This is a genomic window from Peribacillus sp. P4_B1 (genome assembly GCF_056402395.1).
Genome location: NZ_JBFUHM010000002.1, coordinates 96156 through 117285, shown reverse-complemented (window position 1 = coordinate 117285; position 21130 = coordinate 96156). Strand labels below are relative to the sequence as shown.

The 21130-nt window shown below is 42.0% G+C and carries 24 protein-coding genes, 2 tRNA genes, 1 pseudogene and 1 other annotated feature; all 27 genes and pseudogenes read right to left on the bottom strand.

The genetic code is table 11. The features are described 5' to 3' along the window. Positions 1–12: 12 nt before the first annotated feature. A complete protein-coding gene (locus tag AC1DVK_RS02065; RefSeq protein WP_477625731.1) occupies positions 13–1047 on the bottom strand; it encodes a tetratricopeptide repeat protein in 1035 nt (344 codons plus the stop codon). Positions 1048–1213: 166 nt separating this feature from the next. Continuing rightward, positions 1214–1813, bottom strand: a complete 600-nt coding sequence (gene leuD, locus AC1DVK_RS02060; RefSeq protein ID WP_061464279.1) for a 3-isopropylmalate dehydratase small subunit — start codon at positions 1811–1813, stop codon at positions 1214–1216. A 28-nt stretch (positions 1814–1841) separates the two neighbouring features. Beyond that, on the bottom strand, positions 1842–3251 hold the full coding sequence (leuC, locus tag AC1DVK_RS02055) for a 3-isopropylmalate dehydratase large subunit (protein ID WP_477625730.1): 1410 nt from the start codon (positions 3249–3251) through the stop codon (positions 1842–1844). Positions 3252–3320: 69 nt separating this feature from the next. Then, positions 3321–4433, bottom strand: a complete 1113-nt coding sequence (leuB, locus tag AC1DVK_RS02050) for a 3-isopropylmalate dehydrogenase (RefSeq protein WP_061464281.1) — start codon at positions 4431–4433, stop codon at positions 3321–3323. Between the two features lie 15 nt (positions 4434–4448). After that, positions 4449–5984: a 2-isopropylmalate synthase gene (locus AC1DVK_RS02045; RefSeq protein WP_089361685.1), complete on the bottom strand. Its 1536-nt coding sequence runs from the start codon at positions 5982–5984 to the stop codon at positions 4449–4451. Beyond that, positions 5971–6999, bottom strand: coding sequence for a ketol-acid reductoisomerase (gene ilvC / locus AC1DVK_RS02040; RefSeq protein ID WP_061464283.1), 1029 nt, complete (start codon positions 6997–6999; stop codon positions 5971–5973). Before ilvC ends, AC1DVK_RS02045 begins: the two co-directional genes overlap by 14 nt. 45 nt (positions 7000–7044) lie before the next feature. After that, positions 7045–7557 carry an acetolactate synthase small subunit gene (ilvN, locus tag AC1DVK_RS02035; RefSeq protein ID WP_061464284.1) on the bottom strand — a complete coding sequence of 171 codons (513 nt, stop codon included), beginning with the start codon at positions 7555–7557 and terminating at the stop codon, positions 7045–7047. A 3-nt stretch (positions 7558–7560) separates the two neighbouring features. Then, a complete protein-coding gene (gene ilvB / locus AC1DVK_RS02030) occupies positions 7561–9276 on the bottom strand; it encodes an acetolactate synthase large subunit (protein WP_089361686.1) in 1716 nt (571 codons plus the stop codon). 115 nt (positions 9277–9391) lie between these two features. Then, positions 9392–9650 (bottom strand) — a binding site (T-box leader). A 280-nt stretch (positions 9651–9930) separates the two neighbouring features. Further along, positions 9931–10206 carry a M15 family metallopeptidase gene (locus AC1DVK_RS02025; protein WP_477625729.1) on the bottom strand — a complete coding sequence of 92 codons (276 nt, stop codon included), beginning with the start codon at positions 10204–10206 and terminating at the stop codon, positions 9931–9933. Positions 10207–10229: 23 nt separating this feature from the next. Next, complete coding sequence (locus AC1DVK_RS02020; RefSeq protein ID WP_410861207.1) at positions 10230–10424, bottom strand: hypothetical protein; 195 nt, start codon at positions 10422–10424, stop codon at positions 10230–10232. A gap of 146 nt (positions 10425–10570) precedes the next feature. Beyond that, positions 10571–10846: a GNAT family N-acetyltransferase gene (locus AC1DVK_RS02015; protein ID WP_089361687.1), complete on the bottom strand. Its 276-nt coding sequence runs from the start codon at positions 10844–10846 to the stop codon at positions 10571–10573. Positions 10847–11280: 434 nt separating this feature from the next. Next, entirely contained in the window at positions 11281–11640 is a 360-nt protein-coding gene (locus AC1DVK_RS02010) for a YidH family protein (RefSeq protein ID WP_061464288.1), read from the bottom strand. 109 nt (positions 11641–11749) lie between these two features. Further along, the gene (locus AC1DVK_RS02005) at positions 11750–11923 is read right to left on the bottom strand and encodes a hypothetical protein (protein WP_167555994.1); all 174 of its coding nucleotides are present in this window, start codon (positions 11921–11923) and stop codon (positions 11750–11752) included. A 181-nt stretch (positions 11924–12104) separates the two neighbouring features. Beyond that, positions 12105–12313: pseudogene (locus AC1DVK_RS02000) on the bottom strand (2TM domain-containing protein). A gap of 167 nt (positions 12314–12480) precedes the next feature. Next, on the bottom strand, positions 12481–12837 hold the full coding sequence (locus tag AC1DVK_RS01995) for a GIY-YIG nuclease family protein (protein ID WP_089361688.1): 357 nt from the start codon (positions 12835–12837) through the stop codon (positions 12481–12483). 18 nt (positions 12838–12855) lie between these two features. Further along, positions 12856–13611, bottom strand: a complete 756-nt coding sequence (locus AC1DVK_RS01990) for a DUF2087 domain-containing protein (protein WP_289319938.1) — start codon at positions 13609–13611, stop codon at positions 12856–12858. A 616-nt stretch (positions 13612–14227) separates the two neighbouring features. Beyond that, positions 14228–14428 (bottom strand): hypothetical protein, encoded by a 201-nt coding sequence (locus AC1DVK_RS01985; RefSeq protein WP_061464291.1) that lies wholly within the window; start codon positions 14426–14428, stop codon positions 14228–14230. A gap of 224 nt (positions 14429–14652) precedes the next feature. Continuing rightward, positions 14653–14726, bottom strand: a tRNA-Arg gene (locus tag AC1DVK_RS01980). A 574-nt stretch (positions 14727–15300) separates the two neighbouring features. Next, a complete protein-coding gene (locus AC1DVK_RS01975; RefSeq protein WP_410861202.1) occupies positions 15301–15588 on the bottom strand; it encodes a hypothetical protein in 288 nt (95 codons plus the stop codon). A 132-nt stretch (positions 15589–15720) separates the two neighbouring features. After that, positions 15721–15794, bottom strand: a tRNA-Arg gene (locus tag AC1DVK_RS01970). A gap of 173 nt (positions 15795–15967) precedes the next feature. Further along, positions 15968–16480 (bottom strand): metallophosphoesterase family protein, encoded by a 513-nt coding sequence (locus AC1DVK_RS01965; protein ID WP_477625728.1) that lies wholly within the window; start codon positions 16478–16480, stop codon positions 15968–15970. Positions 16481–16482: 2 nt separating this feature from the next. Beyond that, positions 16483–17094: an XTP/dITP diphosphatase gene (locus AC1DVK_RS01960; protein WP_089361692.1), complete on the bottom strand. Its 612-nt coding sequence runs from the start codon at positions 17092–17094 to the stop codon at positions 16483–16485. Beyond that, positions 17063–17266: a hypothetical protein gene (locus AC1DVK_RS01955; protein ID WP_318681383.1), complete on the bottom strand. Its 204-nt coding sequence runs from the start codon at positions 17264–17266 to the stop codon at positions 17063–17065. The genes AC1DVK_RS01960 and AC1DVK_RS01955 overlap by 32 nt, the downstream gene beginning before the upstream one ends. An 810-nt stretch (positions 17267–18076) precedes the next feature. Then, positions 18077–19156 (bottom strand): GerMN domain-containing protein, encoded by a 1080-nt coding sequence (locus tag AC1DVK_RS01950; RefSeq protein ID WP_061464300.1) that lies wholly within the window; start codon positions 19154–19156, stop codon positions 18077–18079. 238 nt (positions 19157–19394) lie between these two features. Next, the gene (racE, locus tag AC1DVK_RS01945; protein WP_089361695.1) at positions 19395–20198 is read right to left on the bottom strand and encodes a glutamate racemase; all 804 of its coding nucleotides are present in this window, start codon (positions 20196–20198) and stop codon (positions 19395–19397) included. A gap of 10 nt (positions 20199–20208) precedes the next feature. Then, complete coding sequence (locus tag AC1DVK_RS01940; RefSeq protein WP_089361696.1) at positions 20209–20652, bottom strand: MarR family winged helix-turn-helix transcriptional regulator; 444 nt, start codon at positions 20650–20652, stop codon at positions 20209–20211. A 223-nt stretch (positions 20653–20875) separates the two neighbouring features. Next, positions 20876–21100, bottom strand: coding sequence for a helix-turn-helix domain-containing protein (locus tag AC1DVK_RS01935; protein ID WP_028392149.1), 225 nt, complete (start codon positions 21098–21100; stop codon positions 20876–20878). Between the last annotated feature and the right edge of the window lie 30 nt (positions 21101–21130).

The window sequence follows — 21130 nt, the reverse complement described above, 5'->3', positions numbered from 1 at the left end:
AACAGCAATAGCTTAAATAATGGGATAAGAAATTTCCTCAATTTCTTTTAAATAGGATAGGATATCCGCAACGGTTTCTTCATCAGCCAGATAAAGGTCAGCCAAGTCACTCCCAAAAACTTCCCCAGTCATGTATTCTTCCGCTAAGGCATGATAGGCAGCTGCCCACGCCGCAAATCTTTCAGGTCCAGGTTCAAAGGGATACAATATAAAGGAATGACGGTCAATTAAACTATGGACCATTTCAAATAAGCTCGGATTTTCCTGACTGATTTCCTCTTCAGTCAGGCCGGTGACCTTCTTATAGAAGTCCGTCTCCTTCACACTTTTCATTTCCCTTGGTATGACCGACTTCGTTTGATTGAATTTCCTTAGTGTCACTTCCTCGTTATATTCCTGGTCAATAAGAATGTTAAGGAGCATCGTTTTAAAGAAAGGGTGTCCCTCATCATTTTGTAGAAATTGTGCGATTTCCGGGATAAATGGTCGAATATTGATATTCGTTAGTTTTGAAATGACCATGAACATTTCATTATCCATTTTCCCTTCAAAAAGATCATTCTCCTGCAATTCCTCTGCAAGCTGCTGATTTTGCCTTTCCTTTTCTTCTTTTTTATCCTCAAGGGCCCTTTTACTGAACTGAAGCATCTTTTCGAAATGTTCCTCTTTATCAAAGGGAATTTGGCTCTCTTCAAATAGCAGCTCGATTGTCGTGACCATTTCCTGATGCTCGCCTAATTGCAGCAGTACCATCAAATAGATATTGATAAGTTGAAAATAGTCGCCTATGCCTTTATTCAGCATCTCTATACACAACTCTTTTGACTCCTCATAATACTCAAGTTCTACTAGTGAGACTACAAGCCCCATGCAAACTTCATCATTTTCGGGCTCATACTCCCTGGCTTGGCCGAAAAGCTGTGCAGCCGCTTTAAAGTTTCTGTTCCCAAGCTCGTCAAGCCCTTTTGCAATCAGCCTTTCACCGAGATTTGGAAAGGCGATAATCTTGGTTTCTCCGGCCTTCTTTTGGTTGTTCTCATTATCCATCCTATTTTCCGCCTCACCGTTCGCTTTTTGAAAAACAGTTTAGCATGTAATAGCAGGAAACACAAAATTATATGGACGGATGAACGCCATTCCGTCTTAACCAGCCTCCTCAAAAAAAACCCGCATCCTTCAAATGAAAGGATGACGGGAAAATGACATTCTTCAATTAAATACTCGATACAGCCTTTTCTTGCGATTCATAGGCAGAAATCTTTTGATCATATTGCAGGGTTATCGAAATTTCATCCCAGCCCTTAATAAGCATTTCCTTCCAATATGGATGGATGTCAAAGCTTGTTTCAAACCCTTGGCCATCTTTCAATGTCTGATTGGGAAGGTCGATAGTCAACTCATAATCAGTTGCCGACACCCTCTCCATTAAATACTTTACTTCAGCCTGGGTTAAAGCGATGGGGACCATGCCATTTTTCATGCAATTACTTTTAAAGATATCAGCATAAGACGGTGCGATGATGATATCGAATCCATAGTCTTTCAAAGACCACGGAGCATGCTCACGAGAAGAACCGCAGCCAAAATTTTCACCTGCTATTAAAATGGACGCGTTTTTATTATGGGGCTGATTCAATTCAAAATCAGGACTTTCTTTTCCATTCTCATCAAAACGCCAGTTATAGAATAAAAATTCTCCAAATCCGCTTCGCTCAATCCGTTTTAAAAATTGCTTTGGAATGATTTGGTCCGTATCCACGTTTTTACGGTCAAGTGCCGCCGCTCTTCCTTTGTAAATAGTAATGGGTTCCATTCTCTGCACCTCCGGTTAATTCTTATTCTTAATGGACCTGTTCAGTTCTTTCCGAATTCCTGATATCGACAAACTTCCCATGAATGGCAGCCGCGGCAGCCATTGCCGGACTAACTAGGTGTGTCCTTGCACCAGCTCCTTGCCTGCCTTCAAAGTTCCGGTTACTGGTGGAGGCACAATGCTCTCCGGCTGGAACCACATCAGGGTTCATGCTCAAGCACATGCTGCAACCTGATTCACGCCATTCAAAGCCCGCAGATTTGAAGATCTCATCCAACCCTTCTTCTTCCGCTTGCCTTTTAACACTCTGTGAACCGGGAACGACCATCGCCCGAACTCCTTTTTGCACAGTCTGGCCATCGATCATTTCTGCGGCCTGCCGTAAGTCTTCAATGCGTGAGTTCGTACAAGATCCTATGAATACATGCTGAACGGGGATATCCGTAATTGGCATGCCTTCCTCAAGACCCATGTACTCAAGTGCCCGATTCAGCTCTTTAGAATCCATGATGCCTTCCGCGAAGGTAGGTACTTTACCGTCCACTCCACTAGCCATTCCAGGATTTGTACCCCAGCTGACCATAGGTGAAATCAGGCTGCCATCAAGAATGATTTCTTGGTCATATACAGCATCCTCATCAYTTGAAAGTGACTTCCACTCCTGAACACATTGCTCGAACTCTTCTCCTTTCGGCAAATATTTACGACCTTTCAAATAGGAGAAAGTTGTTTCATCAGGAGCAACCAGCCCCGCCCTTGCCCCGCCTTCAATCGACATATTGCAAACCGTCATTCTCTCTTCCATCGACATATCCCGGAAAACTTCCCCGCAATACTCAATGATGTGCCCAGTGCCGAAATCGACGCCAAATTTAGAAATCACATATAAAATGACATCTTTCGCCATCACACCGTGTCCAAGTTTGCCATTAACCTCAAGCTTTAATGTTTTCGGTTTTGTTTGCCAAAGGGTTTGTGTGGCCAAAACATGTTCAACCTCACTCGTACCGATTCCAAACGCAATCGATCCAAACGCACCATGTGTGGAAGTATGACTGTCACCGCATACTATCGTCATCCCTGGCTGTGTAAGCCCTAATTCTGGCCCGATAACGTGAACGATCCCTTGTTCCGGGCTGTCCAAATCAGCCAGGCGGATACCGAACTCCTTACAGTTTTGGTCTAGTGCCTCTAATTGCTTTCTAGCAATATCATCCTCGATGAAATAGCGATTAACGGTTGGTACATTATGATCCATTGTCGCAAAAGTACGGTCTGGTCTCCTGACTTTGCGTCCTTTTAATCTCAATCCTTCAAATGCTTGCGGAGATGTCACTTCATGAATATATTGAAGGTCTATATAAATCAAATCCGGTTTATTTTCCTCTTCATTTACAATATGACGATCCCATATTTTCTCTATTATCGACTTTCCCATCTTATCCCACCTCGATCAATCTTATATTTTTTTAAAAAACACGGCCTAATATTAGGCCGTGAAAGAAGTTTATGCGTAAGCTCCCATGATATTGGAAATGGCTTCCTGGTCTAAAAGATTGGCTTTTATTTCTGCAATCATCTCTGAAGTAGACGTAATAATTGGTTGGCCATTTGCGATATCGCCTGTTCTCAAACCATAATCAAGGACCGTTTCCACTGCCTGCTCAACGGCATGTGCCTCATCTTCCAAGCCAAAGGACAAACGCAGCATGGACGCCGCTGATAAAATGGTCCCAATTGGATTAGCTAAGTTTTTGCCCGCAATATCAGGAGCAGAGCCATGAATCGGTTCATATAAATTAGGCCCTTCCGTTGATATGGAGGCGGAAGGAAGCATTCCAAGCGAGCCAGTCAATACAGAGGCTTCATCGCTTAAAATATCACCGAACATATTCTCCGTCACGATAATATCAAATTGTTTCGGGTTTTTAATCAGTTGCATGGCTGCATTATCCACAAGCATGTGTTCAAGGATTACATCCGGATAGTCCTTGGCGATTTCTTCAGCCGTTTCACGCCACATCCTGCTGGACTCAAGAACATTCGCTTTATCCACGGATGTTACTTTTTTCTTGCGTTCCGATGCTAATTCAAAAGCAAGTTCAATGATGCGCTTCATTTCGCTTTTCTGATAGAAAAGGGTATCGACAACCGCTTCTTTCCCTTCTCTTTCAACGCGCTCACTTGGCTTACCGAAATACAGGCCGCCAGTTAGTTCCCTGACAATCACGAAATCAACATCTTCAATGAATTCCTTTTTAAGAGGAGAAGATTCCGACAAGCTGGAATAGTAGCTGATTGGACGGATGTTAGCATAAAGATTCAAATCTTTTCGGATTTTCAACAAACCACGTTCCGGTCTTAGGTGTGCAGGCTGGTCATCCCACTTAGGTCCTCCAACGGCACCCAATAATACCGCATCGCTGTTTTTACAAATCTCCACTGTTTCATCCGGCAAGGGGGAGCCTGTGTTATCGATGGCCCCGCCTCCAATCTCACCATATTGAAATTCAAAATCGTGTCCATATCTTTGGGCAACGGCTTCGAGGATTTCTACAGCGCCTCTTGTTACTTCTTTCCCGATGCCATCTCCTTGAAGCACCGCAATATTCCTTTTCATCGAAATCTCCCCTTCCTATTGTAATACTGCTTTTTCTTCCAGTTCCCTCATGATGATCACACGGTTCACAGCGTTCAAATACGCTTTGGCAGATGCCTCCAAGACGTCCTGATCAAGACCGCGGCCGCTCGTTTCCACACCGTTATAATCAATTTTCACAAAAACCTGAGCAAGGGCATCCATACCGCCACCCACCGATTGAATTCGATAGTCCAGCAAGTTGATTTCACTGCCCAAACATCTTTCAAGCGTGTTATAAAGGGCTTCAACACTCCCTGCCCCAGTAGCCGCTTCCTGAATCTCTTCATTATCGCCTTTTTTCAGTGTAACCGTCGCTGTGGCAACTTGATGTGTACCGTGGGAAATCTGGAAAGAAATCAGGTCATAGAAACTGATATCCGTCGCTTTCTCTTCAAGCACCAGTGCCACGATATCTTCATCAGTCATGGTCTTTTTATTATCGGCCAATTCCTTGAATTGAACGAATAATGAGTTCATTTCCTCATCCGTTACCGTAAAATTCAACTCTTGTAATCTTTCTTTAAAAGCATGCCGCCCTGAATGCTTCCCTAAAACAAGTGAATTGGACGAAACTCCGACGAGTTCAGGTGATATGATTTCGTATGTCGTTTTTTCTTTTAACATGCCATCCTGATGAATGCCAGATTCATGTGCATAAGCATTGGCGCCAATTATGGCCTTATTAGCAGGAACTTGCATTCCCGTAAGGCGGCTAACCAGGTCACTGGTCCTTTTAATTTCATTTAATACAAGGCCCGTTCCCGCTTGATAGAAATCTTTACGGATGTAAAGTGCCATAGCCACCTCTTCAAGTGCCACATTTCCAGCACGTTCACCAATGCCGTTGATTGTGCCTTCGACTTGTGTTGCCCCGCCTTCGATGGCAGCCAATGAATTGGCCGTTGCCATTCCAAGATCGTCATGGCAGTGTGCAGATAAGCTAACCTTATCAATAGAAGGAACATGTTCACGAAGGTATCTGAAAATGTTTCCGTATTCGATTGGAGCTGCATACCCTACAGTATCCGGGATATTAATGACCTTAGCACCAGCTTGAATGACCGCTTCAACGATTTCAGCCAAATAGTCAAGTTCCGTACGGCTTGCATCTTCTGCAGACCATTGCACGATCGGAAAACGCGCTGCTCCGTACTTAACCATTTCAACCGACTTTTCAATCACTTGCTGCTTCGACATTTTTAACTTATATTCACGATGAATGGGCGAAGTGGCGATGAACGTATGCAATCTCGGTTCCGCCCCGTCCCTTAATGAATCCCAGGCTGCATCAATATCTCCTTTTACAGCACGCGCCAGCCCCGTAACAGAGCTGTTTTTAATTTTGCGCGCGATTTCCTGTACGGAGTTGAAATCCCCTTTGGATGCTGCCGGAAAACCGGCTTCGATAATATCAACACCCAATCTTTCAAGCTGATAAGCAATTTCAAGCTTTTCGGTAAAATTCAAATTCACACCGGCTGATTGCTCCCCATCTCGAAGCGTAGTTTCAAATATATTAATTTTTCGCAACGGCTACCACTTCTTTCTCTTTTTGTTGAGGTTTTACGAATGGCATCATTTTTCTTAATTCACGGCCAACCACTTCGATTTGATGTTGGTTTTCACGATTATTGATAGCATTGAAGACTGGACGGTTCGCTTGGTTTTCCAAGATCCATCCTTTAGCGAACTCACCGTCTTGGATGTCTTTCAAGATCGCTTTCATGGCCTCTTTCGTAGTTTCCGTCACAACGCGTGGTCCAGAAACGAAATCTCCCCATTGAGCTGTGTCAGAAATGGAATAGCGCATGTTTTCCATTCCGCCCTCATACATAAGGTCGATGATTAATTTAAGTTCATGTAAACACTCGAAATATGCCACTTCCGGCTGGTATCCAGCTTCTGTCAAGGTTTCGAAACCAGCTTTCACAAGGGAAGTCAATCCGCCGCAAAGTACGGCCTGTTCTCCAAATAGATCCGTTTCCGTTTCTTCCTGGAAAGTAGTTTCCAAACCGCCAGCTCTTAAAGAACCGATTCCCCGAGCGTACGCAAGTGCCAATTCTCTTGCCTCACCCGTAACATTTTGATAGATTGCGAACAATGCCGGCACCCCTGCACCTTGTTCATATGTACGGCGAACAAGATGTCCCGGACCTTTTGGAGCGACTAATAATACATCCACATCTGCCGGAGGAACGATTTGATTGAAATGGACGTTGAATCCGTGTGCGAACATTAACGCTTGACCTGCGCGCAATACCGGTTTGATTTCTTCTTGGTATACTTTCGGCTGAGTTTCATCAGGTAAAAGGTTCATGATTACGTCTGCCTGTTCAGCGGCTTCTTTAACTGTGTAAACATTGAACCCGTCTTCCACCGCTTTATCGAAGGATTTACCTTTCCTGATTCCGATGATTACTTCTACACCACTGTCACGTAGGTTTTGTGCGTGTGCGTGTCCTTGTGAACCATATCCGATGACCGCTACCTTTTTATTGTTGAAAAAATTCTCGTTTGCTTCTGCGTTATAATATACTTTTGCCATAATAATTACATCTCCCTTTTCTTTTCATTATTGTTTTTGTTTTTTTTATACAATTGTTGCGCTCTTGGCGTGTGCTATTTGCATTCCACGCGGGATGGCGGCTGTCCCTGTCCTTGCCAATTCCTTGATGCCATATGGCTTGATCAGTTCGATGAAGGCTTCGATTTTATCCGATTCCCCAGTGATTTGAACTGTCACGCTATCTTTACTGACATCAATTACTGATGCACGGAAGGGTTCGATGACTGAATAAATCTCAGCTCGGGTATGCGTTGTCACCAATATTTTGATGAGTGCAAGTTCCCTCGCCACAATGGATTGATTCGTAATATCATATACTTTCAATACTTCGATCTGCTTGTTCAATTGCTTGGTGATCTGTTCAACGACTGTTTCGTCATCAACATCGACCACGAAGGTCATCCTTGAAATGCCTTCCTGCTCGGATGGGCCGACAGCCATGCTTTCAATGTTATAATTTCTTTTCGTGAACAGATTCGTAATCCGATTCAGGACGCCTGGCCGGTTGTTCACGGTGAGGCTTAGAATTCCTTTCATTGATTAAACTCCTTCCATTTCATCAAGCCCTTTTCCTTGTGCTACCATCGGAAAGACATTTTCTTTTTGCTTTACACGGAAATCGATTAATACCGGACCATCTGTCGCTAACGCTACATCCAGGCAGTTGCTGGCTTCTTCCTCCGTCGTCACCTTGTAACCCGGAATTCCATAAGCATCGGCTAATTTCACAAAGTCCGGATGCGATTGAAAAATGCTGTGTGAGAAACGGTTATCATGAAAGAGTTCCTGCCACTGCCTTACCATCCCGAGTGCCCCGTTATTGACAATGATGATTTTGATTGGCAGATTCATTTCGGCAATGACCGATAGTTCTTGCAGGCACATCTGGAAACCGCCATCCCCCGATATGGAAAGCACCGTCGCTTTCGGATTCGCCAGTTGTGCTCCGAGAGCCGAAGGTAAGCCAAAGCCCATCGTTCCGAGTCCACCGGAAGTGACCCATGAATTCGGTTTGTTAAACGGATAGTATTGCGCTGCCCACATTTGATGCTGTCCAACATCCGTCGTAACAATGGCCTCCCCTTTCGTTTTTTCATGAAGCATCTGGATGACCCGCTGTGGTTTCAGCACGCCTTCTTCATGTGTATAACGCAATGGGAACTCTTCATTCCATGCAGTCAGCTGTGTGGTCCATTTTTCAATTTCCGGCTTCTTGCCATTTTGTGCGATTAACTCCGTCAGCGCTTCCTTAGCACTTCCGACAACTGGAATTTTCGTCGGTACATTTTTACCGATTTCCGCTGGATCAATATCGATATGGGCCACCGTTGCATGCTGTGCGAACTTCGCTAGATTTCCAGTCAATCGATCATCGAACCTGGCACCGATATTGATTAATAGGTCACATTTCGATAACGCCATGTTTGCTGCAAAACAGCCATGCATACCACCCATTCCGATAAAGAGGGGGTGTTCCGCCGGAAAACCTCCAAGACCCAATAAAGTGTGGACGACGGGAATGCCTTGCTGCTCGACATAGTCCTTTAATAGGTGAGATGCCTTCGCATGCAGGACGCCTGCCCCTGCAAGAATGACCGGTCTTTTCGCTCCACTTACGGCTTCAACAAGCTTTCTGATCTGTAAGTAATTCGGCTTGGTCGTCGGCTGGTAACCAGGGAGATCCATTTCTGGCTCCTCATCCGTGTATGCACCTTCTAAAATGGCCATATCTTTAGGTATATCAATTAATACTGGGCCAGGCCTGCCGCTTGAAGCGATATAAAAAGCTTCTTTTATAATGCGCGGGAGGTCTTCCGGCTTTCTTACCTGGTAATTATGTTTTGTAATCGGTGTAGTGATCCCCAGTACATCCGCTTCCTGGAATGCATCTGAACCAATTACGCTGGTAGCGACCTGACCCGAAATAACCACAAGCGGCAATGAGTCGATCATTGCATCAGCCAAACCCGTGACAATGTTCGTCGCTCCTGGTCCGGATGTGACTATGACCACCCCCGGCTTGCCGGTTATCCTGGCGTATCCTTCCGCTGCATGGATCGCACCTTGTTCGTGTCTTGTCAAAATATGAAAAAGCTCTGAACTGTAAAGCTTGTCATAAATCGGCAATACGGAACCACCCGGATATCCAAAGATGACTTCAACATTTTCCTTTTTCAATGCATTCAGCAGAAATTCGGCACCACTATAATGTGTCTTTCCACCGTTCCGATCAGCTACCACTGATTTTTGTGCCATTTCGTTAATACCCCCTTCACTTTCCTATAAAGTAATTTCCCAAGATTCAGAATTTTCAGGTTTTAAGGCATACAAAAAAGCCTTTTCACCCCAAATGTACTTGCACTCGGCAAGTTAAAGGGGTGAAAAGGCTTGATGAGCCACTCCACGGTACCACCCTTTTTCGCATGAAACTCCATGCGCACTTTGAATAGTCTACACTATTCTCTGTTTTGGTAACGGGTACTGGTACGCACCCGTTCAGCCCTACTAGTCTGACGTTCAAGCTGAAACTCCAAGGTGAGTTCATCTTTCGGGACAATACCGGCTCTCAGCTACCCGGCTCTCTGTGACTGCCTTTTAAAAAGACTACTTATCCTCTTCAATGCTTTTCGCATTATTCATATTTTTCGAAACGCTTATGTTTGATGTCTTGTATTTGTGATTATCTTACGTGTATTTCATGTAGTAGTCAACAGGTTTTTGAGAATTTTTTGATAATTCTAAATTGCGAGTTTTGTTGTATACGCTTACATACCTATCATGGCCACATTTTATAAAAAAAGTTTTTTCAATTTTTAATTTTCAAAAACATCGGATATCCCCATTAAATGATTAATGTCACGCATCATCCACATGATGTCAGTCACAAGTATCGGATTCCTAAAAAAAGAATCATCCATTTTCCCTTTCAGCCTCATTTTCACTGATTGCGGACGCCACTCTTGATATAAGATTCGGCCGCCATCCCTTTTGAAGATCTCTCGTAGATAAACCGCCCGACATCCCAAGATGCGGAAAATCCCGGAACGATTCAAAATCCCCCCAATCAAATACCAGGGATTTTGCCATGGCTGGTACTCTTGTCCACTTTTCTTCCTCTGTCCACAATGCCAGCTTGCCGTCATCACTAACAATGATAAAATCTACAGCAAGTCCATAGTTATGCAAGGGTTGGCCCGCTCTGGCATATGTCACGATCGGCTTTGATTTATTCGTTCTTCCTCGTTCATAAAGAAACATCGGTAACCAGCCGTGATTTGAACAAATATCCCCGCTTCATAAGCTAATTTAACCACATCAAGTATCGACTCGTTCACGACCGGGTTCATACCGCTTCCCATATTTTCCTTTGCGTGATTCAATAGGGTTTGTAATTTGATGGCCATTCTGGCACCTCTCCTATATTAAATGCGAACATAACTGCAGGAGGAAAGGCTTTACCATTATTTTATTGGGGGGTAAAGAGTATCTGAAAAATGAAAAAGGGCTGAACATAGGGGATATTAATCATCCCCTAAGTCAGCCCTCCGGTTCATTTAGCCAAAACATCCTCGTATTCTGCATTTTTTTCAAACTGTTTTTGAACGAACGAACATACTGGAACAATTCTAAGTTTTTCCTCACGGGCGAATCCTATTACCTTTTCGACAAGGGCATTTCCTACCTTTTGCCCGCGAAGCTTGTCAGAAACTACGGTATGATCAACTGTGATTTCATCATCACCTGATTTAAAAAATGTGATTTCTGCCAGTTTCTCGCCAGATTCTTCGACAAAAAAAGAACTTTCACCTTTTTTGATATCCACCATCTCGATGACCTCCTTTTAATTCCTTTTTATCATATCTCACAAAATGGAAATTAACCAAATATTTAAAGCTTACTCAAATTATTGCTATGTGAAGTTTACTTACAAATAAAAGAGGGATGATAAAAAATGATCCAAGGTAGATAAATGACATGACTTGGAAATCATGATTGATTTTCCAGCTACTCCGAGACGATTTTCCGAAGATATATATTTCCCGTAAAGCCTAGAATTCACTGAAACTGAGGTGTTCGTACTGCATGAAATCTTTTAACAAGGTTTTTCTTACTCTTGCCCAACCATAATGTAATTCAGAGTTTTTCAAGCTTCTGTTTTTTTATTGCAACTAATAAACGGAAGGAATCTTCCCATGGTGGTGTTAGAATAAGTAAATAGCAGAAACTAAAAAACTGCCCTATATAGGATAGGGCAGAGCGTTACACTTTTATGGACAGAAAATATAAAATAATGATCGATAACAATATGACCATAAAAACAGCGATGAGAATTACGTGCGCACTCGAGGGCCGAAACGTCCCTTCATTGATTTGCCGCTTCTTCTGCAGATAACCGAACGTCGCCAGCACCGTAATCACAAGGCCCAATGCACATGCAAACATCCCCAGTATGATACTGATCAAGTCTATTCGGGCATCCCGATGCACACCAATCGTAAAATGCAGGCTCGTCGTGAGAAAGCCAACCCCCACTATCGCAATCACCGTTCTTATCCACGCCAAAAAGGTGCGTTCATTAGCCAGATGCTGCTGAGCATATTTCAATTGATTTTTCTCCATGTCATCACCTTAATTGAACATTTTTGAATCGATTCTTATGTAACTGATGTGAAAGACTCGTAACACATCTTAATCCGCCGCCTTCAGGACTCGGGCCTCTCATTATCAGTCATCTCTTAAGGAACGACATAGCCCTGAACATAGACCCGACAAACATTAGGCCTGCGCCGCCAAGCAATAAATATATACATTGTGTTTTATCAATAACATCCAAAGGATAAAGCAAGGCACCCAGTGCAATGATTGTCCCTATCCCCGTTATGGTCCATCCTATTTTTTTCATTCGCAACTCCTAAAAATGATGTATTTAGAGAAGGTCCTTCAAGGGTTCCCCCTAAGTTTTACAAACAGGACCCCTCACTAATAGCTTAAACCATTTAAAAACTAACAACAAGTGAGATATCATAATTATCTTCCCACGAAAAAAAGAGCCATAATGACTCCCTATTTTGAATATCCCATTTTCAGCTGTCCTTTTTATCCTTTTCCATGTATTCTCTTATCTTTCTATCTTCCCACTAAAGACGTAAAGCTCCCATGTACAAAGGGTTGCTATGCCATGCACCAGAACTCCAATCCTCCACCCTCCAAATGGATAAAAGAACCACCAATAACCAGGATCCGACAATAGGTGACACCGTTAAATGAATGAAAATGCCTTAAGGTTTTCCACCCTTTTTTTTGCTCTTAAATATCCATCTCCATTTTCCGTCCCAGCACCACCTAATCGTAAACACTAAATATTACCATCAGCTTTAATAATACGTAATTCATCTAATTTACATTATGAGACGAGATGTGTTAACGCTAAATCGAGAACCAGGAATTCGGAGAAATAAGTCAGTTTGATTTCACTTTATTGTATCCCCGTTCCTCATATGGCTGTATTTTTTCCATCCACACTTCTTCAAGTTTTTTCAATTCGCGTTTTGCATCGAAAAATCCTGTTTCTTTCGGCTTCAATACCTCCAGTATCTCAAAAGAAAAAGCTTCTTTCCCATATTGATTCCATTCACCTTGCAGAACTTTATTGGTGTTCGTTCCCATTTCCAATTCAAATTGTTTACCCTTCAACGTCTTTAAATTTCTGGTGCTCCCGATAAAGATTTTATTATTTACCGTATTTCTTATTTGGTATACACCCGCTTCAACCTTCGTTTCTTTATATAATTGCTTCAATTCTTTTTTACGATCCATCTTCCTTGCCTCCAGTCATCATTTTTTCAGCCAATACTGGCCTCCATCAGGCTTCCTATCCAAAAATCCATATTCTATTAAATATCTTCTCAATAGAACATGATCATGATAAACGGCACCCAATATTTGATTAATTTCTTTTTCTTCGTATTTTCGCTCATTTTCAAAACGCTTCGTAATTTCCAGGAGAATGATTAGCCTTTGTTTTTCTTTTGGCGGGAAAGACTTTAATCCACCCTGACTGCCTTTAGGGAAATACTTTTTCAGCACAGTAATCTTTTCATCCTCGGTAACGTTATAACGATCATCGACCATCCTTGCTTTTTGATGAAGGGGGATGAACGCCGGCGCATATTCATCTTTATCTTTCAAAAGTTCCATCATGGCTAAAAACAACTTAGCCTGCCGCTCTTTCTCTTTCAACACAAAGCGATGGTTACGAATTGTGGAAGAACTTCCAATCCCCATTTCCTCCTGAACCTCAGCATCATTCTTCCCCTGGTAAAAAAGGCGAAGAAGGCGATTTTGATGGTCCGTAAGACCTGTAAGTTTTTTATCCAGATCAATCAAGTATTCAAAAACGGAACGATGTGCACGCTCAATATGAATCCGCATATACCTCTCAGCTTCATAAAGAACCCCATCTTCCGGATATACTATTCCCTTTTCAATTGCAAGTCCGCACAGTAAACAAATATACTGGCTCCCTTCTTCGATATACCCTTGTTTAAGCTCATCTTGGGATGCGCTCCAAAACATTTCAGCGTCCTTCATAAAACCAAACACTTCCTCATAAAGTTTATAATATACTAAACATAATATTAATTTGTTTGTAATATGTCAATGTTTTTACGGATTTTTTTATAATTGCACCAAAGGATATACGAATTATACCAGCATTCTTGAAAGTCGGAAGGGATTCATAAAACGAGGGTGGCAGGGATAGTGACCAAATTTTCAGGGAGCTGGGAGATGGACCTTTCACCATTCAATCAAGTTAATGATCCCCCTGGTACTATTCCGCTATAATGCATTTAATAATGGTGGAGCGTAAATGTCGAAATATAGCCTTCATCTATCTTATCTAAAGGCTGTTTTCACATACTTTGTTGCTATTTACCTGGTAGTGAGTTGTTGTTGATTTCCCCTCCAGCTAGCTTTCCGCGGGGCGGGCGGTGAGACCCGCAGGCACTCGCTTTCCTCGGGCGGWCCGCCCGAGGAAAGCGAGTGCCTTGAGGTAACGTTCAAATTGTACAAACCCAAAAAAACTGCAGACAAACTCGATTTTCATCGAGTTTGTCTGCAGTTTGAAGCATCCATAATTGGATCCTTTTTTCTATGGGGCATATGAAATTCGTAGTATAAGTCCTTTGTTAAAGCTTATTAAGTATTAGCTTGGCACAAACTTAAGTATTCCTTCCAGATAAACACCTTGTTCTTTTCGCGAGCATTCCCTCAACTTGATTCTTCCCTCTTTTTCTAGCTCCTTGGCTAATTGGACTACCTTAGTTCCATCTTCGGATATTTCGACTGAAAAGAAATTGCCCCGAGTGGAAGTTTGAATGAACTTGAATAATCTATCTTTATTCATTTAAACATCTCCTTATTCATAACAAGTTCGACATAAAAGATCATCCACCTGCGATAAATACGAAATAAAAAACTTCTTTTCTGCATACAACCAATATTAATTCAATGGATGCAAAAGGAAATGCATTCTTTCTACGTTCATTCCATATTCCCTCGTTAACTTAAAACAGCTCAGAAAAAGTAAAAAAGCCAAAACCTTAAAAGGTTTTGACTTTTTTCTGTTAGTGTCCCAGGAGAGATTCGAACTCCCGACCGACGCCTTAGAAGGGCGTTGCTCTATCCAGCTGAGCTACTGAGACGTATCGCTGTTTTTCTTCAGTTCAGTACAAAACGGTCACTTTTCGAACTTAGACCGTAATCGTGATTTTTATTATAACTTAGTATAATACTCATTGCAATACTAGTAATATAATATTTTGAGGTGGGTTAGAATTACGACTAACAAATACTCAAACCATTTGGCAAGCATTCCTATGAAACACCTATATAGGCTCAATGACATCATCGTTAGCCTGGCTAGTATATTACATCATTCAAGTATTAATCCAATACAATGACACTCGCACCCCTACTTTAGAAACAACTTTCTCTATTGATACAATAAAAAAACATCCACTATTTAAATGGATGCCTTCTTGCAATTATTTAACTTGTTCTGTAGCAATTCTTTTAAAATTTCATTCGCATTTTCTTCACTCTGGTCATTTGTTCCAAGTTCTCCTTGGAAAGCTTTAGACAAAAAAGATTGTTCAAGAAGTTCTAACTTCGATGCTATCTTAACAAATCCACCGCACGGGACAAAAAGAACGTGTCTCTCGTGATGACTTAACATTTGAGCCATCAAATCAACAGTTAAATTTCACCAACTACCATTTATTTCAAGAATGACGAACTTTGGCTTTTAAGAACTGTTGATACTTCACAAAAGTGTTTGTATACTGACTGACACATTACATAATCACTTATAGTACGGCTTCTATTACCACTCACCTTCATTTGCCTTGTAATAACGTCTAGAGCGTTTGAAATCAAGATGGAGTCACTTAGAATAGCAGGCTGTTCAGTCCTAGCTTTTGAAGCGGCAGAATTGGAAACGGGTAATTCCTCTAATAACCCTCTTACGTCTACTTTAACATCTAATAATCCTTTTCTTTTGGTCATACGAAAAAACCTCCTATATCGTTAGTAATGTAAGTCGATATACGGTGTAATTTCTTACATGACCGTTATACTGACCGTTTCACTAAACGATATAGAAGGTTGTCGTAGCGGGCTTTATAACCGCTTTGTTAGTGTCCCAGGAGAGATTCGAACTCCCGACCGACGCCTTAGAAGGGCGTTGCTCTATCCAGCTGAGCTACTGAGACGTTTATGATATAAGTTGCGGTAAAACTTATGTATTACCTTAACTGTTCCCTTAGGACACTTCTTATTATAGTAGGATATAAAAAGAAAGTCAACGGTTTTTCATAAAAAGTTTTTTCTTTTTTTCATGAACCAGGAAGCGGGGAAAAACGCTTCCTGGTTATTATACATGAAGTCATCCCATTTGATAAACATTTCTTAGTTCCTCAACGATTTTTCCTTCAAGGTCATAATAGGTGATTGCAAGTTGGTTTGTTCCCATTTCCAAAATGGCGTAGGTTTTCTCTTTTCGTCCCCGCGGCTGGCGTATGCTTCCCGGGTTGATGAAGAGCTTGCCGTCAATCAATTCGGAACCTGCAGCGTGGGAATGACCAAAACAAATAATATCCGCTTCAGCCTCTTCACTTTTATACGCTAAATTCATCAAGGTCATATTTATGTTATAGAGGTGTCCATGCGTAATGAAAAAACGCTTGCCTGAGATGTTCTCCACAATATCATCCGGATATGCCGAATCATAGTCGCAATTCCCGCCAACGGCCAAAAACTCCGACATGTAAGGATCATTTCTTTCCAACTCTGAATCACCGCAATGGATCATGGCAGCAACTTCTTGTTTATGACGGTCGATTATCATGCTGATTTCATGAGTTAAGCCATGACTGTCACTCATTATTAGCACTTTCATCGTCACATTCCTTCTTCCCTTTTTAGAAATAGATCAAGCCTTTCATCTAGCGCCCTCAATGCGTGGGCACGGTGGCTGATTTGGTTTTTTTCCTCTTTTGTCAATTCGGCGTTTGTTTTGCCCTGCTCTTTAACAAAAAAGATTGGATCATAACCAAATCCATTCGTTCCTGAAGGCTGTTCGGTAATCAAGCCCTCCATCGTCCCCGATACAGTAATCGTTTCCTGGTAGGGCGACGCAAGTGCCAAGGCGCAATAAAATCTCGCCGTTCTTTCCTCTTCCGGCACGCCTTCCAGTTCCCTAAGGACTTTTTCCGTGTTCGCTTCATCACTCTTGGACTCTCCAGCATAGCGCGCAGAATATACGCCCGGACGGCCATCCAATGCATCTACAATCAATCCGGAATCATCCGCAATGACAAAGTGGCCTAGCCGATGGGCGATGGCCTCTGCTTTCAGGATCGCATTTTCTTCAAAAGTTGTACCTGTTTCCTCCACATCCGGTGCATCCGGTACATCAAGAAGCGTTTTGACTTCATACCCTTTAGCAGAGAACAAGCTTTCAAATTCCTTTGCTTTCCCTTTATTTTTCGTTGCAATGATTACTGACTTCATTTTTCATTTCACCCTTTTTGTATTTTTCGGCTATGGATTCAAGAGCTTTTCTAGCAAGGCTCTTTTTGAGCTTAGAAAGAAATAGCTGTAACTCGTTATATGTAAAAGCCGTTTTTTCTCCAGTTCCCTGCGATTGAATGAATTCACCGCTGCCTGTCATGATGAGATTCATATCACAAGGGCCGCTGAATCTTCCAGATAATTTCAGTCTACCACAACTCCCGCTTCTGCAATAACCCCGAAAATTGCAGAAGCCAGAAATTTTCAGCTGAAATACTGCCAGTTCTCCTGCAATTTTTAAAACAAGCAGCCAAAGCGACGAAGGCTTCTTTAATGGTACCTGTCCTAGTGCCGCCACCTGCGTGAATTACACAATCAATTTAGGTCGATCGAACACCGGGCGCTTTCGCATGACTGTTAAAAAAGAGAGATTTAAACAGAAGAAGATTAACCTGCATTTTCAAGCTTCAATTTCAATGTTAAAACTTAGATTCTGTCTAGAACTTCGGAATACCTTTAAAAAAATCATAAAGTTTCAGGAAGGAAGATCATTGAAGCTCTTTAGCACTCGGGGATGCAGCAGAGAATTAAGCACAAATCTGTTTAGCCCGGAAGTGTCCATTTTTCAAAAGAATTAGTCCGGCCATATAGAATTTGGAGGAAAATTTAATAGTCATAAGGAAATCTAACGTTGTAATTTTTCACTTATGTTAAAGATTCCCCCTAATGAATTACATTATTACAAGGTATTTTTTTCTTTTAAAATTTTATTTATGTAAAAACTTTTTAACGAAGAGAGAATGTTTGGTGGAAATACCTTTCAACCTAAACAATGGTTAATTGGATTTTTCTATGAACATTTAAGCAAGGGGCTAAGCATGCAAAAAGAATGTAACCATTAGACTATTGTTATTGGTGATAAAAAAGAATAAGAGGCAGCTGCTGGCTGCCTCCTTGTGCTATATCCATATAAGATCGTTCTTTAAAAGCTACCTGTGTTGACTTTCTCTGGACGGACCACTGGTTCAGATAGTTTCTTACCTTCCTCATTAAGAATATCGGCGCTGCCCTGCACTTGTACTTCAACGCTTTCAATTCCTTTCTGTTCAGTTAAAGAAAGGACCAAAGCATCAAGGACTTCTTGTGACACCTTTTTCTCTTTAAAACTTCCAAGGATATTTTCATTGAAGTTGAGGCTGACCTTACCTTCTGCCACTTTAGGTTTGTCAAGTAAAGCTACATCACTCATGAACCCCGTTTGCAAGTTAGAACCCGAAGGACTCTTCGTTAACTCTTGGACGGCAGCTGTTACATTATCAGACACCGTTTCGCTGATCCGGCGTGTTACCGGAACATAATAGGAGTACTCCTCGTCACCGCCTACATAATAAACGGTCAGTGCTTTGGAATTCGAAATGTCGACCACGTCACTCGTATCGATATTGATTCCTGAAGATCTTGAGATATTCTCATCTATCGGTGTGCCATTGACCGGCATTTCGGAAATATCTTCCCCATTTATTCTCATTTGGATTTTATCGACCGAGTCGAATTGCGTCAGGGTCCATGTAATGGCTTGAAGGATTTTAAGTTCATCCTCTTTTTGATAGTTTTTGAACTCCGGCGAAAAGTCCGCTACAGCCACTCCATCTTTAATGTTTACGCTTATTTGGGTATCGGCAGGAATGACCGCCCTGAACCCATTCGGAAGTTTATCCGTGACTGGACCGTTATCGACAAGGTAATCAAGCGCCTGTTTGGCGACGGCTTCCGATTTAGGAAGTTCCAATGTCTGTGGAACCACATACCCACTTTTATCAATTAAATATAACTCTGTCTTCACTGTTTTCGATTCAACAGCACCAGCGCCTTTTTCTCCATCTGTTGCAGGCTTTTCTTCATCATTCTTTTCTTTTAATGAAGATTCATCATCGACTAATGAAATATCCTTTGGTGGATCAATTTCCTTTTTCTCTTCACCGCCAAATAATCCGCATCCCGAAAGCCAAAAAGAAGATGCCAGAATGGTCACAGCCATTGTTACTTTTGATTTATTGGACATAAAATCACTCCTAGGACAGTTTGTACTCCTATTTATACGAGCCCTAAGGGAAAATAGACCAATTATTTTCCGCTCTGATAATCGAGCTAGGCAATTTGCCCGTACTGCTGCATGTTTGTAAGCCTTCAACGGGATTTCGGGCCTTCTGCCAGTGGATGAATCTGTTAATATACCTTATTTCCCATAATCACCATATCCATTGTCCGCTTCACGAAAAAAAGACTTCCAAATGGAAGCCTTATAGGTGATCAATTTTAATTGTTTCGATTGTATCGGTATGAATACCGAGCCAGCTCGATGCGATAGAACCAAACATATCTCTTGAACCGGTAGTATAAAAGCGATGAACCGGACGGAGCTTGCTTTTATTGATTAATTTATAATAATCCAAAATGACACTTGCCTCACGGGCCGTCTCTTCCCCAGAGGAAATGACTTGTACTCCATCCCCCATATAGGAAGAGATTACAGGCCCCAGCAGTGGATAATGGGTACAGCCAAGAATCAATGTGTCGATCTTCGTTTTCTTCAGCGGGTTCAAGGTTTGTGCCACGACCCTATTGACGATACCCCCTTGAAACTCCCCGCTTTCCACGATTGGGACAAATTTCGGGCATGCTAAACTATCTACTTTCACATCGGAATTGATGGAAGCAAGTGCGTCGTCATAAGCTTTGCTTTTTACCGTGCCTTCCGTACCAATAACGCCAATATGCAAGGAATCAGAAACTTTCAATGCCGCCCTTGCCCCAGGATGGATGACACCCAATACAGGAATCGGAAGTATTGCCCTGATTTCATCCAGTACAGCTGCAGTCGCCGTATTGCAAGCGATGATCAGCATTTTTATATCCTTCTTCATCAGGAACCTCGTCATTTGCCATGTGAAGGTTTGGACATCTTTTTTGGTCCTCGGCCCATAAGGGCATCTTGCTGTATCACCTAAGTAAATTATATTTTCATTTGGAAGCTGGCGCATGACTTCTTTAGCTACTGTCAAGCCGCCTACCCCTGAATCAATGATGCCTATCGGTTGTTTCAAAAAACTCGCCTCATTTTTCTTTCATTTCTTGATGTAGTTTTGCTAAAATCCCTCGGAGGGACACGATGTCAGATTCGTTGAAATTGACTAATACGCCACTCAAGTACTGCTGCCGTTTATTAATCACTTCTTCGATAATCCGTTCCCCTTCGTCAAGAAGGTGAATACGAACCACACGCCGGTCCTTTTCATCTTTGACACGCTTAACAAGCTGATGTTTCTCCATGCGGTCAATCAGATCCGTCGTTGTGCTGAAGGCGAGAAACATCTTCGTGGACAATTCGCCAATCGTCATGTCGCCTGCTTCAAAAAGCCATTGCAAAGCCAGGAATTGAGGAATGGTAATTTTATAATCATTGAGAATTTCCCGTCCCCTTTGCTTAATCCATGACGATACATAGCGCAATTCCCTCTCAATATCGGCTACATAAGCAACCTGCTTCTCTTCATCCATACACACAGCTCCCCACCACTTCATGAAACTTATCATACTACCATTTTGGATGAAAGTGAAATGATTTTCAAGATTGATTGTCCGGAATCCATAATGAAACCCCCTTCATAAAAATAAGCAGCATCCAAAGAAGTCAAAACAACCAAATTGTTTTGGCCTTCCTTATATGCTGCCAACTAGACGGGAGAGAAATATTTATAAGTCTTTATTAAGAGTCAACACATTAAAGCTTAAGTTCCCCCATACGAAGGAGTTCTATGACTGCCTGCGAACGTCCTTTAACTCCAAGCTTCTGCATCGCATTCGAAATATGGTTTCGAACTGTTTTTTCGCTAATAAACAATTCACCTGCGATTTCTTTTGTTGTTTTGTCTTGTACTAGTAACTCAAATACTTCTTTTTCTCTTTTGGTGAGTAGTGGCTTATGAGTGAATTCGTTCTCCTTCAAGTAATGTTACCCTCCTTGCCTTCACCAGCA